General features: G+C 71.6%; 12 protein-coding genes. 5 read left to right on the top strand and 7 right to left on the bottom strand.

The features are described 5' to 3' along the window. Window positions 1-265 precede the first annotated feature (265 nt). On the top strand, window positions 266-1396 hold the full coding sequence (locus tag NHG27_RS11485) for a carboxylate-amine ligase (RefSeq protein WP_193719915.1): 1131 nt from the start codon (window positions 266-268) through the stop codon (window positions 1394-1396). A 199-nt stretch (window positions 1397-1595) separates the two neighbouring features. Here NHG27_RS11485 and dxs read toward each other — a convergent pair whose 3' ends face one another. Further along, window positions 1596-3530: a 1-deoxy-D-xylulose-5-phosphate synthase gene (dxs, locus tag NHG27_RS11480; RefSeq protein ID WP_497016387.1), complete on the bottom strand. Its 1935-nt coding sequence runs from the start codon at window positions 3528-3530 to the stop codon at window positions 1596-1598. A 152-nt stretch (window positions 3531-3682) separates the two neighbouring features. Between dxs and guaB1 the strand changes: the two genes are divergently transcribed. From guaB1 to NHG27_RS11465, 3 genes are read left to right on the top strand one after another with little or no spacing between them, the layout of a single operon-like run. Next, complete coding sequence (gene guaB1, locus NHG27_RS11475) at window positions 3683-5131, top strand: GMP reductase (protein WP_377616405.1); 1449 nt, start codon at window positions 3683-3685, stop codon at window positions 5129-5131. Next, a complete protein-coding gene (locus tag NHG27_RS11470; protein ID WP_497016386.1) occupies window positions 5128-5865 on the top strand; it encodes an NUDIX hydrolase in 738 nt (245 codons plus the stop codon). Before guaB1 ends, NHG27_RS11470 begins: the two co-directional genes overlap by 4 nt. A 29-nt stretch (window positions 5866-5894) precedes the next feature. After that, entirely contained in the window at window positions 5895-6773 is an 879-nt protein-coding gene (locus NHG27_RS11465) for an aminoglycoside phosphotransferase family protein (protein ID WP_497016385.1), read from the top strand. Between the two features lie 41 nt (window positions 6774-6814). Here NHG27_RS11465 and NHG27_RS11460 read toward each other — a convergent pair whose 3' ends face one another. The 4 genes from NHG27_RS11460 to NHG27_RS11445 all read right to left on the bottom strand — a co-directional run bounded on the left by NHG27_RS11460 (window position 6815) and on the right by NHG27_RS11445 (window position 10499). Beyond that, window positions 6815-8968, bottom strand: a complete 2154-nt coding sequence (locus tag NHG27_RS11460) for a hypothetical protein (protein WP_497016384.1) — start codon at window positions 8966-8968, stop codon at window positions 6815-6817. Continuing rightward, window positions 8965-9633 (bottom strand): ABC transporter ATP-binding protein, encoded by a 669-nt coding sequence (locus NHG27_RS11455; protein WP_497016383.1) that lies wholly within the window; start codon window positions 9631-9633, stop codon window positions 8965-8967. The genes NHG27_RS11460 and NHG27_RS11455 overlap by 4 nt, the downstream gene beginning before the upstream one ends. 29 nt (window positions 9634-9662) lie before the next feature. Beyond that, window positions 9663-10034, bottom strand: a complete 372-nt coding sequence (locus NHG27_RS11450) for a hypothetical protein (protein WP_497016382.1) — start codon at window positions 10032-10034, stop codon at window positions 9663-9665. A gap of 81 nt (window positions 10035-10115) precedes the next feature. Continuing rightward, window positions 10116-10499: a hypothetical protein gene (locus NHG27_RS11445; RefSeq protein ID WP_497016381.1), complete on the bottom strand. Its 384-nt coding sequence runs from the start codon at window positions 10497-10499 to the stop codon at window positions 10116-10118. Window positions 10500-10684: 185 nt separating this feature from the next. Here NHG27_RS11445 and NHG27_RS11440 point away from each other — a divergent pair, with 185 nt between their 5' ends. Then, entirely contained in the window at window positions 10685-11125 is a 441-nt protein-coding gene (locus tag NHG27_RS11440; RefSeq protein WP_497016380.1) for a DUF1801 domain-containing protein, read from the top strand. On the opposite strand, the gene NHG27_RS11435 is transcribed toward NHG27_RS11440, so the two are convergent. Both NHG27_RS11435 and acnA read right to left on the bottom strand, forming a co-directional pair. Next, window positions 11100-11546, bottom strand: a complete 447-nt coding sequence (locus NHG27_RS11435; protein ID WP_497016379.1) for a hypothetical protein — start codon at window positions 11544-11546, stop codon at window positions 11100-11102. The genes NHG27_RS11440 and NHG27_RS11435 overlap by 26 nt on opposite strands. A 217-nt stretch (window positions 11547-11763) precedes the next feature. Then, complete coding sequence (acnA, locus tag NHG27_RS11430; RefSeq protein ID WP_497016378.1) at window positions 11764-14532, bottom strand: aconitate hydratase AcnA; 2769 nt, start codon at window positions 14530-14532, stop codon at window positions 11764-11766. Window positions 14533-14579: the final 47 nt, after the last annotated feature.

Below are 14579 nucleotides of genomic sequence, written 5' to 3'. Positions count from 1 at the left end.
ACCGTCCGACACCGCCCCCACCGTACGGGCCGGGTCGCGCCCGGGCACCTTCGGGGCCCACGACACCCGCACCCCGCCGACGAGCGTGTCGAGGTGCTGCTCGTCGAGGCCCGGTACCGGTGCACCGGACGAGGACGAGCAGCACCTCCCGGCGAGCTGTCCGACACGCCTCGCGACTCCCTATGCGCAACCCCGGGCGGTCTGCCTCGCGCCCCCGCTGCGCACAAGGCGTGCGAACCTCGCCGGGCGATGTGAGACTGCGTCGATGCGAACCATGGGAGTCGAGGAGGAGTTCCTCCTCATCGGGCCCGACGGCGTCCCCACCGCCGTCGCGGCCGAGGTCATCGAGACAGCGAGCACGACCGAGCCCGTCGAGGGAGGGTTGGGGGCGTCGGGCGGCTCACGAGAAGGTCTGCCGGGCGGCGAGCTCGAGCTCGAGCTCATGGAGGAACAGCTCGAGACCGGCACGCACCCGTGCGCGGACCTGTCCGACCTCGCGCGCGAGATCCGGGACGGACGCGCCCGCGCCAACAAGGCGGCGGAGCAGCGCGACGCGCGCATCGTCGCGCTCGGCACGTCGCCCGTGCCCGTGTCCCCCACGACGGTCGGCAAGCTCCGCTACCTGCAGGCACGCGCCGAGTTCGGGCTCACGGCCCGTGAACAGCTCACGGGCGGCTGCCACGTGCACGTCGCGGTCTCCTCGGACACCGAGGGCGTCGCGGTCCTCGACCGCATCGGACCCTGGCTGGCCCCGCTGCTCGCCCTGAGCGCCAACTCGCCCTACTGGCAGGGCGAGGACAGCGGGTACGCGAGCTTCCGGTCCCAGGTGTGGTCGCGGTGGCCGACGGCGGGCCCCGCCCCCTCGTTCGGCACGGCCGAGTCGTACCGCGCCACGGTCGACGCCCTGGTCGCCACGGGCACGATCCTCGACACCGCGATGATCTACTTCGACGCCCGGCTGTCCGCGTCCTACCCGACGGTCGAGATCCGGGTCGCCGACGTGTGCCTCGACGCCGACACCGCGACCCTGCTCGCAGCCCTCGCACGCGGGCTCGTCGAGACCGCCGCACGCGAGGCCGCGGCGGGCACGGCAGCCCCCATGCTGCACCCCGAGCTCCTGCGCACCGCGTCCTGGCGGGCCGGCCGCTCGGGCATCTCGGGCGACCTCGTCTCCCCGCTCACCTGGAAGCCCGCGACCGCGCACGACGTCGTGGGCCAGCTCGTCGCGCACGTGCGCGAGGCGCTCGTCGACACGGGCGACCTCGACGCCGTGACCGAGCTGCTCGGGCGGCTCTGGTCCGACGGCGGCGGCGCGGCCCGTCAGCGGGCGTGGTTCGCCCGCTCGGGCGACCTGCGCGCGGTGACCGAGCGCGCGGCCGAGGCCACGCTGGCCTGAGCACGGGCCCCGGACCGGGCCGACCGGCCGGTGAGTCCCACCCGCGGCACATCGACCACGCTGCGCGCGCGGCGCCGTCGGGCGGGCTGCGTCCCGGCCCAGGACGCCGTCAGGGGCACGGACGGGTGTCCGTGCCCCTGAGGTGGCGTGTCGTGCCCCGAAGGCCGTTCAGACGGCAGCAGGACCGCTCACGGAGGGCTCAGAGCAGCGCGAGCGCCGTCAGGGCGTCGCGCGTGACGTCCTGCGCCGTGAGGCGGTGCACGGCCTTGACCTGGTCGATCGACATGTGGTCGAGGAAGACGGTCGGCAGGCCCAACGGCACGACCGGGACCGTGACGCCGGCCTCGACCGCGCGCTGCCCCAGGAGCGAGCCGATGCCGCCGTCGGCGAGACCGTCCTCGATCGTGACCACGAGGTCGTGCTCACCCGCGAGCTTGACGAGCGCCGAGGGCAGGGGGAGGACCCACGTCGGCGACGCGACCGTGACGTCCACGCCGTGGGCCGCGAGCGCCTCGCCCGCAGCCATCGCGGTGCCCGTCATGGACCCCACGCCCACGAGGAGGACCTTGCGGGTCGTGGTGGCCGGTCCCGCGGTCGTGCCCGTCGCAGCAGGGGCCTTGGCCGTCCTGCTCGGCACGGCGTCGTGCCGCGCGACGACGTCGACGCCGTCGAGCGTCTCGATCGCCGGGATCGGTGCGACGACCGCGCCCTTGGGGTAGCGCACGACCGAGGGCGCGTCGTCGATGTCGACCGCGTGGCGCAGGGCCTCGCGCAGCGTCGCCTCGTCACGCGGAGCCGCAAGGTGCAGACCCGGCACGATCCGCAGCATGGCCATGTCCCACATGCCGTTGTGGCTCGCGCCGTCCTCGCCCGTGATGCCGGCGCGGTCCAGCACGAACGTGACGCCCGCCTTGTGCAGAGCCACGTCCATGAGGACCTGGTCGAACGCGCGGTTGAGGAACGTCGCGTAGACCGCGACCACGGGGTGCAGGCCCGCGAAGGCCATGCCCGCCGCCGAGGTCGCCGCGTGCTGCTCGGCGATGCCGACGTCGAACGTGCGCTCGGGGAAGGCCTCCGCGAAGGGTGCCAGACCCACGGGGTGCAGCATGGCCGCGGTGATCGCCACGACGTCGGGCCGACGGCGACCGATCGAGACGATCTCGTCCGCGAACACCGAGGTCCAGCCGAAGCGCGAGGGGGCGACGGGGAGGCCGGTCTCGGGGTGGATCTGGCCCACGGCGTGGAAGCGGTCGGCGACGTCCTGCTCGGCCGGGGTGTACCCGCGGCCCTTCTCCGTGATGACGTGCACGATCACGGGCGCCCCGTAGGCGCGGGCCCGCACGAACGCGTGCTCGAGGGCCTCGATGTCGTGGCCGTCGACCGGGCCGATGTACTTGATGCCCAGGTCCTCGAACATGCCCTGGGGCGCGACGACGTCCTTGAGGCCCTTCTTGAGCCCGTGCAGCCACTCGTACGCGAAGCGCCCGGGCGCACCCGAGCGCGACAGCGTGCGCTTGCCCCAGTCGAGGAAGTTCTCGTAGCCGCGCGTGGTCCGCAGGGTCGACAGGTGGTGCGCCATGCCGCCGATGGTCGGCGAGTAGGAGCGGCCGTTGTCGTTGACGACGATGACCAGGCGGCGGTCCTGGCTCTCGGCGATGTTGTTGAGCGCCTCCCAGGCCATGCCGCCCGTGAGCGCCCCGTCGCCGATGACGGACACGACGTGGCGGTCCCGCAGCCCGCGCACCACGTTCGCCTTGGCGATCCCGTCGCCCCAGCTCAGCGCGGTCGAGGCGTGCGAGTTCTCGACGATGTCGTGCGGCGACTCGGCACGGCTCGGGTACCCGGACATGCCCTCGCGCTTGCGCAGCGCGGAGAAGTCCTGGCGCCCCGTGAGCAGCTTGTGCACGTACGACTGGTGGCCCGTGTCGAACACGAACGAGTCCTTGGGCGAGTCGAAGACCCGGTGCATGGCGAGCGTCAGCTCGACCACGCCGAGGTTCGGTCCGAGGTGCCCACCCGTGCGGGACACGGCGGAGACGAGGAACTCGCGGATCTCCGCGGCGAGGGTCTCCACCTGCTGGGGGGTCAGCCGCCGGAGGTCCTCCGGTGACGTGATGCTGCTCAACAGGGTCATAACCGCTCCGTTCCGCCTGCCATTCGACTAGCCCGACAACTCTAGGCGCTCCGGGCGGGTGCTCGCGCCCGGAAAGGCCTGATCACGACCTCTGCACGCGCTGGGCACCCGATCCGCCCTCGCCCGGCCGATCGCCTCCGTAGACTGAGGAGGTGCGCTTCCTGCCGGGCCAGCAGCCCACCACAGACCTGACCTACGGCGACGTGTTCCTCGTCCCGTCCCGCTCCGAGATCACCTCGCGCTTCGACGTCGACCTCGCGTCCGACGACGGCACGGGCACCACGATCCCCCTCGTCGTGGCCAACATGACCGCGGTCGCGGGCCGCCGCATGGCCGAGACCGTCGCGCGGCGCGGCGGGATCGTCGTGATCCCGCAGGACGTGCCGACCGACGTCGTCGCGGACGTGGTCGCCGACGTCAAGGGCAAGGACCCGGTCATCGAGACCCCGGTCGTGGTCTCCCCCACGGACACCGTGCACACCGCGCTGACGCTGATCGGCAAGCGGTCGCACGGCGCGGCCGTGGTGCTCGACGGCGACCGTCCCGTGGGGGTCGTGACCGAGGCCGACTGCCTGGGCGTCGACCGCTTCACGCAGGTCCAGCAGGTCATGTCCGCGCAGCCGCAGACCGTCGACGCGTCGGTCGTGTCAGGTCCTGGCGGTCTGCAGGCCGCGTTCGACGAGCTGCACCGCTCGCGGCGCAAGGTCGCCCCGGTCGTGCGCGACGGGCGCCTCGTGGGCGTCCTGACGCGTCGCGGTGCGCTGCGCTCGAGCGTCTACTCCCCCGCCCTGGACGCCCAGGGCCGCCTGCGCATCGCGGCCGCCGTGGGCATCAACGGCGACGTCAAGGCCAAGGCGGCAGAGCTCCTCGCCGCGGGCGTGGACGTGCTCGTGGTCGACACGGCCCACGGTCACCAGGTCAAGATGCTCCAGGCCCTGGAGGCCGTGCGGTCCCTGGACCCGCAGGTCCCGATCGTCGCGGGCAACGTCGTGACCGCCGAGGGCGTGCGCGACCTCGTGGCCGCGGGCGCGGACATCGTCAAGGTCGGCGTCGGTCCGGGCGCCATGTGCACCACGCGCATGATGACGGCCGTGGGCCGTCCCCAGTTCTCCGCGGTCCTCGAGTGCGCGGCCGCGGCACGCGAGCTGGGCAAGCACGTGTGGGCCGACGGCGGGGTGCGGCACCCGCGCGACGTCGCCCTGGCCCTCGCGGCGGGCGCGTCCCAGGTCATGATCGGCTCGTGGTTCGCCGGGACGCACGAGTCCCCGGGCGACCTGCACGACGACGGCACGGGTCGCCTCTACAAGGAGTCGTTCGGCATGGCCTCGGCGCGCGCGGTCGCGGCTCGCGGTGCGGGCGGCTCGCCGTTCGAGCAGGCCCGCAAGGGCCTGTACGAGGAGGGCATCTCGTCCTCGCGCATGTACCTCGACCCGGCCCGCCCGGGCGTCGAGGACCTGATCGACGAGATCACCGCGGGCCTGCGCAGCTCGTGCACGTACGCGGGAGCGGCCTCGCTCACCGAGTTCGCCGAGCGGGCCGTGGTGGGCATCCAGTCCGCGGCCGGCTACGAGGAGGGGCGCCCGCTGCCCGCGGGCTGGTGACCGTTCCCCCCTCGGCGGGCTCGGCGCGCACCGAGCTCGCGGCCCTCGCCCAGGACGGTTCGCCGTGGCCGCGTCCGTGGCGCTACGCGATCGGCACGCTCGACGAGTCTCGCGTGCGGCAGGCCGCGGTCCTGGTCCTGTTCGGCGTGCTCGACGACGTCCTGGCCGCCCGTGACACGTCCGGCCAGGACACCACGGACGACGCGCCGGCCTCCCCCGTTCCTGCCGACCTCGACGTGCTCCTGCTCGCCCGTGCCTCGACGCTCAGCCATCACCCGGGCCAGGTCTCGTTCCCCGGTGGCCGGCTCGAGGACACGGACACGGACCTGGTCGACGCAGCGCTCCGGGAGGCGGTCGAGGAGACCGGCCTGGACCGCGACGGCGTCGAGGTCCTGGGCGCCCTGTCCCCGCTCCCCCTGCCCGTGAGCAACCATCTCGTGACCCCCGTGATCGCGTGGTGGGCGCGGCCCACACCGGTCGCGGTCGTCGACTCGGCCGAGTCGGCGCACGTCTTCCGGGTGCCCGTCGCGGACCTGACGGACCCTGCGAACCGGCGCACCGCCGTCGTGCGCCGGGGGCGGGTCACGCACAAGAGCCCGGCCTTCCTGGTGTCCGCCGACGGGCGCGAGCACCTCGTGTGGGGGTTCACGGGCGCGATCCTCGATGCGCTCCTGGACCGCCTGGGCTGGGCCGAGCCGTGGGACGCGACGCGCACGGTCGAGGTGCCGGTCTAGTGGCGCTGCGGCCTGCCGCGGAGGTCGACGTGACCGTCGACCTCGTGCGTTCGCTGCTCGCGGCCCAGCACCCCGACCTGGCATCCCTGCCCCTGGTCGTCGTCGCGAACGGCTGGGACAACGTCGTGCTGCGCCTGGGCGACAGGCTCGCGGTGCGGGTCCCGCGACGCGAGCTCGCGGCCGCGCTCGTGCGCCACGAGCAGGAGTGGCTCCCGTCGCTCGCGCCGCGGCTCCCGGTCCCCGTCCCTGCTCCCGTGCGGGTCGGACTTCCCTCCGACGGGTCCGCCGGCCCCTCCTACCCCTGGTCGTGGAGCGTCGTCCCGTGGTTCGACGGGCTGAGCGCCCTCGAGATCGATCCCGCGCTGCGCCGCGCGTTCGCCGTCGACCTCGCCGCCTTCCTCGCCGCCCTGCACGTCCCCGCGCCGCCCGAGGCGCCCGTGAACCCCTTCCGGGGCGTCCCGCTGGCCGCGCGCGACGCGTCGGTCCGGGAGCGCCTCGCGTCGGGCCATGTGCCCGACGACGGCTCTCTCCTCGACCTGTGGTCCCGCCTCGTCGAGGTCCCCGCCTGGGACGGGCCCGCGGCGTGGCTGCACGGCGACCTGCACCCGGCGAACCTCGTGCTCGCGCCCCGCGACCACCGGCTCGGCGCGGTGGTCGACTTCGGGGACATGACGAGCGGCGACCCGGCCACCGACCTCGCGACCGCGTGGATCACGTTCGACGCCGTGGGTCGCCGCACGTTCCGCGAGGCCGTGACCGCCCGCTGCGGGACCGACGACGCGACCTGGGCCCGGGCGCGCGCCTGGGCGCTGGTCCTCGGCTCGGCGTTCGCCGCTCACTCCGACGACGACCCGGCGTTCGCCGGCCTGGCCGCGCACACGCTCGCGCAGGTGCTCGGCGACGACTGACCGCGCCGTCGGCAGCTTGTGGGCCGCCGACGGGCGGGCACCTACTCCTCGGGCACTCCGAGCGACATGGAACGGGCGCCGCGGACACAGGCCCGCCAGGTCACGCTCCACGCGATCACGCCCGTCACGAACGATGCCAGGACACACGCGAGGACGATCCCGTAGGGCAGGTTCGTCGTCTCTCCCGGGACCGGAGGGATCGAGAGGATCAGCGCAAGGACACCACCTCCGACCACGGCGACAGCGACCGGCGCGACGATCCGCGCCGCGAGAACCCTCTTGACGAACGCGTCGCTCGGGGCCAACATCTGGATCGCGAGCAGCGACCTAACCGCCCGCAACAGCTCGTTCGAGTAGTTGGACCAGAGGGCGACCAACGTCAGGACCAGGCCGATCGAACCGAACCAGGTGAGCCATCGCATCTGGTGCAGGGACGACGCCGTCCCGACGACGAAGCCCTCCCCTGGGAGCTCGGCCTGCCACATCGGGACGCTCAGCGATCCGAGCTGGTCGCGCAGCTCCTCCATGTCGATCGAGGAACCATCTCGACGGGTGACGAGCACCGTGGCCTCCGGGCCGTCCTCGATCTCGTCGACGCGGTGCCCGACCTCCGTCCCCGCGACGTAGGCGAGCCATGCCGGCGGTCGGCCGTCCGGGACGAAGGTCTCGACGTCCTCGCCACGCGGCGCCACGACCGACATCCCCTCCCCGTCCGGCTGGATCGCGGCCACGACGTAGTCACGCCGCAGGGCGTCGAGGGTGAGCTCCCTCGACTCGGCCCCGGCTTGTCGAAAGGTCTGGATCGTCGCCACCGAGCCGCCGAGGTGTCGCTGCACCGCCAGCGCCTGAGCCGCATCCTGCCCCAGCGTCGTGAGCAAGCCGCTGGTCACCGTGACGATGACGACGATGATCGCCGCGGTGGCCCCGAACCGTGCGGCAGGTCGCGGCCGCGAGAGCAGCTGTGCCGCCCCGGTGAGACCGGCCGCGTCTCCCGCACGCCACGCCACGTCGCGGCGGCGACGGGCGTACAGCTCGATCCACACGACGGCGTCCGCCGGCAACGCCGCCAACGTCAGGGTCGTCCCCACGAGGGCGATCATCGGCACGAGGTCCACCCGCCCCTCACCCACCGCGATGTTCTGGCCGATCACCGTGATCGCTGCGAGCACGAGCGACAGACCACCCCGGGCGACGCGGGCGACGGCCAGGGTCCGCGCCAACCACGACGGCCCTGACGACGACCGGCGACGGTCTCTGCGCCGCTCGGCCTTCAGGCCGACACGCGACGAGCAGGCCCAGGCACTCAGGGCGAGGGCGGCGACGAACGCCACGACGACGAGCACACCTCCGGACCTGACGTCCTGCGCATCCACGGCGAGAGACGCCCCTGGCAGGGCCACGTCGACGACCAGAAGCAGCGCTGTGCAGAGGAGCGCGACGAGCGCACCGAGCCCCCACGGGGACCTCGACTCGCCCCACAGCAACGCTCGCACCTGCCGCGGCCGCATGCCCAGCGTCGTGACGATCCGGACCCTGCGCGCCCGTTGGACGGCCCCGATGCGGATCCCGGTGAACAGGAGCCACGTCGCAGGAACGACCAGGAGCGCGATCTGGACGCCGAGGAAGGTCGCCAACGGTCGTCGGTCGGCGATCGCCCGGGGCTGTTCGAACCGGTCGCTGCCGAAGCCGGTGATCAGCTCCGCGGACTCCGGAGCGAGACGACCCTCGGCACCGACGTAGACCAGGCCCTCGCCACGTTCCACGAGCCCATCTCGACCGACGAGACCGATCATCGTGCCGTGCCGCGTCTGGTCCCCGACCGACGCCCCGAGCGCCTCCGCGACGGCAGGGGACAGGAAGACCTCGCCCGCTCTCGGCCATCGCGTGAGCCCCGGAGGAACCGGCGGCTCCTCGACGAGAGGCGCGAGATAGACGACGTCGACCTGCCTGCCGTCCACCAGGTCGAAACCGTGCCGCCACAGCGCTCGGGGTTCCTCGTCGGGAAAGAGCGCGGCCATCCGCCCCGCGCGTTCCTCGGCCCTCGAGTCCCACCCGGTGTACGTCGCCGTCGTGATCGCCAGCGAGACCACGCTGAGCACGAAGGCCGCGACTCCCGCGGCCAGGACCGCGCTGCGCAACGGCTCGAAGCGTGAAGCCCGCCGGAGAGAGGCCCCGACGACGCGCAGTGCGGTCACGCGTGAACCCCGTCGACGGCAAGGGTGCGCTCCAGGTGGACGACGCGGTCCGCACGCGCACTGACCAGCGGATCGTGCGTCACGACGAGGAGCCCGCAGTTCCAGCGCGCGGGCGTGTCGAACAGGATGTCGGCGACGCGGTCCCGGATCGCCGGGTCGAGCGAGCCCGTGGGCTCGTCCGCGAGGACGAGCGTCGGTTCGTTGACGAGCGCGCGGGCCAGCGCGGTGCGTTGGCGCTCGCCACCGGAAAGGTGGTCGGTGACGTCGCGGTCCGTGGGTACACCGAAGGCTTCCAGCAGCTCGGTCGCCCGCGCGACAGCCTGTTCGCGCGGACGACCGACGATGAGGGCAGGGAGTGCGACGTTCTCGACCGGGGTCAGCTCCCCCAGCAGCTCGCCGTGCTGGAAGACGACGCCCAGATGCTCCGCGCGGAGCCGGGCCAATCTGGCCTGGTCGAGCCGTGAGACGTCCTGGCCTGCGACGAGCACACGGCCCCCCTGGGGTCGGACCGTGCCCAGCACACAGTTGAGCAGGGTCGTCTTCCCCGTCCCCGAGGGGCCGACGATCGCTACCGACTCTCCCCGAGCGACCTGCACGTCCACGGCACGCAGGACCGGACGTCCGCCGAGCTCCGCCGAGAGCCCCTGGACGTCGAGCGCGATCACGACGACCCCCTACCCTCAGTTCTCACCCTCTACCAGCCAGTCTTCTTCTCGGCCGAGCAGGTCATCGGCTTGATACCGCCGTTGGATCGACAGGCGCTGATGTGGGTCACCTTTTCACCACCGTTCGTCACGCTTCGAACGATGCTCGTCATGTCTCCGGACTTGTTGACGACGGAACCCTTCGATCCGTAGCTGCTCCGCCACGGGGCACTGACGAACTTTCCGTCCTGAGCGGTGTCGTGCGCGTAGACGCTGTGCCACTGGGCTCCCCCGGACGACCCGACGTGCTCCGCTCTTGCTCCAGCAGTCGAGATCGAGACAGCGTGCGCCGAACTCACCCCCATACCTGCGGCAAGGACGACGCCAACGGCGACTGCGACAATGTTCTTCCTGGTCGACATGCATTTCCTTCTTTCGTGATTGACAAGGGGCTCGTCCGACTCAGCCCGTCGAGACACCTTCGGCCCGAGGTGCACCAGCAGTCAGTACCCCGTGTCCTTCCACGACGAGCAGGTCATCGGCTTGAGTCCGGTGTTCGAACGGCACGCCTTGATCCGTGAGACCTTCTCTGCGTGGCGGGTCACCGACACCCAGGTGGTCGCCGTGAAGTCGCCGCCCTTGTTCGTCACCGAACCGCTCGACCCCAGATTGCTCTCCCACGGACCGCTCACGAAATGGCCGTCACCGGCGGTGTCGGTAACCTTGAGCTCGTGGCGCCACTCCTTGGGCCCGCTCCAGTACTGCCGACGGTCCTCCACCTTCGCTCCGGCTGTCGTGACCGAGGCCGCACTCGCTGCGCTCGCCCCCATGGCGATCACCAAGACCGCACCGATTGCCACCGAGGCCAGTTTCTTCACCTGCTGCATTTCTCGTCTCCCCCATCGGTCAGTACCACCGTGGCCGAGCAGCTCCGCTCAGCGACGCTGATGCTAGCGATAAAGCACATATCGGTCAAACATTTCAATACCGACCAATGGGTCGGAATTTTCTTCTGAGAATTCGAGGCCGGATGCCCCTCGTCGTGATACCCCGACGCCGGCCATACTGGTGCATGACCTCGACCAACAAGACCCGCCCGCACGACGGCGACGTGGACGCCTTCCTCGCGACCGTCACCCACAAGGTCCGGCGCCGCGACGCGGACACGCTCCTGGCCCTCATGCAGCGCGTCACGGGCGAACCGCCCGTGATGTGGGGGCCGTCGATCATCGGGTTCGGCCAGTACCACTACGAGTACGCGAGCGGGCGGCAGGGCGACGCGGGAGCGGCCGGGTTCTCGCCGCGCAAGGCCGCGTCGACGGTCTACCTGCCCGACGGGACGGCCGCTCACCAGGACCTGCTGGAGCGCCTCGGCCCGCACACCACGAGCCTCGTGTGCGTGTACCTCAAGGACCTGTCGACGAACGATCTCGACGTCCTGGAGGAGATCGTGCGCCGCTCCTACGAGGCCGTGACCGCGGGCACGTTCACGCAGCGGGCGCGCGAGTCCTAGCCGTCGGACACGACCGGGCGGGAGGTCCTGCTCCTCGCCCGTGCCCCCAGGCGGCCACCGGGCACGCGAGCACCGCGACGAAGATCGCCATGATGGCCGCCAGCACTGCGACGGTCGCCTCGCCAGGGGCCGACAGCGCCGACGACACCTCCCCCGCCCCGATCGACGCGGCGGCAGCCAGCAGGAGCCCCGACCCGACCACCGCAGGGACCGTCCGCCACGGCTGGGCCCAGCGCACCGCACCGGAGACGGCTCCTCCGACGGCGGCCAGCAGGAACAGGAACGCGATCCCGACGGTACCCGTCAGCCCCAGGTGCACGTCCTGGTCGGCCGCCTGCGCCACCAGCCTCATCGCGACGCGGGCGAGCCCAGCGGTCACGACCGTGACCAGGACGACAGCCCCGACGATCCTTCCGAACATCTCGACCTCCACGGGGCACCCGGCGCCCCGGCGGGGGCACCTCGACAGCCCCGTCCCCTCTCACGAGGGCACGGGGCACTCCCGTGATACGACTACGGGGCGCCCCACCCGAAGGTGGGACGCCCCGTCGTCGTGCGCTCCGAGCAGGGTGCGCGGCGCCGTCGGGCATCCGGGGAGATCCCAGGCCCGACGACGCCGCCCCCGCGGCGGACGCTCGTCAGTCGTTGACGAGCGAGCGCAGCACGTACTGCAGGATGCCGCCGTTGCGGTAGTAGTCGGCCTCACCCGGGGTGTCGATGCGGACGACCGCGTCGAACTCGACCGAGGTGCCGTCGGTCTTGGTCGCGGTGACCTTGACCGTCGAGGGCGTCGTGCCCTCGTTGAGCGCCGTGACACCCGAGATGTCGAACGTCTCGGTGCCGTCCAGGCCCAGCGAGCCCGCGGACTCCCCGGCCGGGAACTGCAGCGGCAGGACGCCCATGCCGATCAGGTTCGAGCGGTGGATGCGCTCGAAGCTCTCGGTGATGACGGCCTTGACGCCCAGGAGCGCGGTGCCCTTGGCGGCCCAGTCGCGCGACGAACCGGAGCCGTACTCCTTGCCACCCAGGATGACGAGCGGCGTGCCGGCCGCGGCGTAGTCCTGCGCGGCGTCGTAGATCGTGTCCTGGGCGTTCTTCACGAAGTTGAACGTGAAGCCGCCCTCGACGTTGTCGAGGAGCTGGTTGCGCAGGCGGATGTTCGCGAACGTGCCGCGGATCATGACCTCGTGGTTCCCACGGCGCGAGCCGTAGGAGTTGAAGTCGCGACGCTCGACACCGTGCTCGGCGAGGTACACACCGGCCGGCGAGTCCGCCTTGATGGACCCGGCAGGGCTGATGTGGTCGGTCGTGACCGAGTCGCCCAGCTTGGCCAGCACGCGGGCACCCGAGATGTCGGTGACCGGCGACGGCTGCGCCGACATGCCCTCGAAGTACGGGGGCTTGCGGACGTAGGTGGACTGCTCGTCCCACTCGAACGTGTTGCCCTCGGGGGTCGACAGGGCGCGCCAGCGCTCGTCACCCGTGAAGACGTCCGCGTAGTCCTTGGTGAACATCGCACGGTCGATCGAGGAGTCGATCGTCGCCTGGACCTCTTCCGGCGTGGGCCAGATGTCGCGCAGGAAGATCGGCGAACCGTCCTCGTTGCGTCCCAGCGGGTCGTGCTCGAAGTCGAACTCCATGGTGCCCGCGAGGGCGTACGCGATGACCAGGGGCGGGGAGGCCAGGTAGTTCATCTTGACGTCGGGGTTGATGCGCCCCTCGAAGTTGCGGTTGCCCGAGAGCACCGAGACGACCGACAGGTCGTGCTCGTTGACGGCCTCGGAGACCTTCTCGTCGAGCGGGCCCGAGTTACCGATGCACGTGGCGCAGCCGTAGCCCACGAGGTGGAAGCCGAGCTTCTCGAGGTAGGGCCACAGGCCCGCCTTCTCGTAGTAGTTCGTGACGACCTGCGAGCCCGGTGCCATGGAGGTCTTGACCCACGGCTTGGCCTCCAGGCCCTTCTCGACGGCCTTCTTCGCGAGCAGGGCCGCGGCGAGCATCACGGACGGGTTCGACGTGTTGGTGCACGACGTGATCGAGGCGATCGCGACCGCGCCGTGGAACAGGTCGAACTGCTTGCCGTTGGTGTCCGTGACGGGGACGGTCCGGCGCCCGTTGGCGTGGATCGCGGGCGAGTCGGAGGCCGGGAAGGACTCCTTCTCGGCCTCGTCCACGACGTCGACGACCTCGGGGGCGTAGGTCGGCAGGTCGCGGGCGAAGGCCGACTTGGCGTTCGAGAGCTCGATGCGGTCCTGGGGACGCTTGGGGCCGGCGATCGAGGGGACGACCGTCGAGAGGTCGAGCTCGAGGTACTCGGAGAAGACCGGCTCGACGTAGCTCGGGTCGGTCGGGTCGAGCCAGAGGCCCTGCTCCTTGGCGTAGGCCTCGACGAGCGCGAGCTGCTCCTCGGAACGACCCGTCAGGCGCAGGTAGTCGACCGTGACCGAGTCGATCGGGAAGATCGCGGCGGTCGAGCCGAACTCGGGGCTCATGTTGCCGATCGTGGCGCGGTTGGCCAGCGGCACGGCCGCGACACCGGCGCCGTAGAACTCGACGAACTTGCCGACGACGCCGTGCTGGCGCAGCATCTGCGTGATCGTGAGGACCACGTCGGTCGCCGTGACGCCCGAGGGGATCTGGCCGCTGAGCTTGAAGCCGACGACGCGCGGGATGAGCATCGAGACGGGCTGGCCGAGCATCGCCGCCTCGGCCTCGATGCCGCCCACGCCCCAGCCGAGCACGCCCAGGCCGTTGACCATGGTCGTGTGCGAGTCGGTGCCGACGCACGTGTCGGGGTAGGCCCTCAAGACGTCCCCGTCGGCAGTGCTCACGGTACGCGTCATGACCGTGCGAGCCAGGTACTCGATGTTGACCTGGTGGACGATGCCCGTGCCCGGGGGGACGACCTTGAAGTCGTCGAACGCCGTCTGGCCCCAGCGCAGGAACTGGTAGCGCTCGTGGTTGCGCTGGTACTCGAACTCGACGTTGCGCTCGAACGCGTCGCGGCGACCTGCGACGTCGATCTGCACCGAGTGGTCGATGACCATCTCGGCGGGAGCCAGCGGGTTGATGCGCGACGGGTCGCCCCCGAGGTCCGCGACGGCCTCACGCATGGTCGCGAGGTCGACGACGCAGGGCACGCCCGTGAAGTCCTGCATGATGACGCGACCCGGCGTGAACTGGATCTCGGTGTCGGGCTGGGCGTCCGGGTCCCAGGCGGCGATCGCGCGCACGTGGTCCGCGGTGATGTTGGCGCCGTCCTCGGTGCGCAGGAGGTTCTCCGCGAGGATCTTCAAGCTGTACGGGAGGCGCTCGGCGCCTTCTACCGCGGAGAGACGGAAGATCTCGTACGAGTTCTCACCGACCTCCAGTGTTCCCTTCGACCCGAACGTGTCGACGCTGCTCACGGTTGCTCCTTCTACCTGGCGAGGGTGGTGACGACCACCGCGGCCGG

Source organism: Oerskovia sp. 140933, assembly GCF_059651515.1.
This window is presented reverse-complemented; position numbering and strand designations above follow the sequence as displayed.

Excerpts from the sequence above, each read along its gene's own strand:
- NHG27_RS11450 (WP_497016382.1), bottom strand. The coding sequence starts at position 10,034 with ATGTCGACCAGGAAGAACATTGTCGCAGTCGCCGTTGGCGTCGTCCTT.
- NHG27_RS11435 (WP_497016379.1), bottom strand. The coding sequence starts at position 11,546 with ATGTTCGGAAGGATCGTCGGGGCTGTCGTCCTGGTCACGGTCGTGACC.
- NHG27_RS11440 (WP_497016380.1), top strand. The coding sequence starts at position 10,685 with ATGACCTCGACCAACAAGACCCGCCCGCACGACGGCGACGTGGACGCC.
- dxs (WP_497016387.1), bottom strand. The coding sequence starts at position 3,530 with ATGACCCTGTTGAGCAGCATCACGTCACCGGAGGACCTCCGGCGGCTG.
- NHG27_RS11445 (WP_497016381.1), bottom strand. The coding sequence starts at position 10,499 with ATGCAGCAGGTGAAGAAACTGGCCTCGGTGGCAATCGGTGCGGTCTTG.
- NHG27_RS11485 (WP_193719915.1), top strand. The coding sequence starts at position 266 with ATGCGAACCATGGGAGTCGAGGAGGAGTTCCTCCTCATCGGGCCCGAC.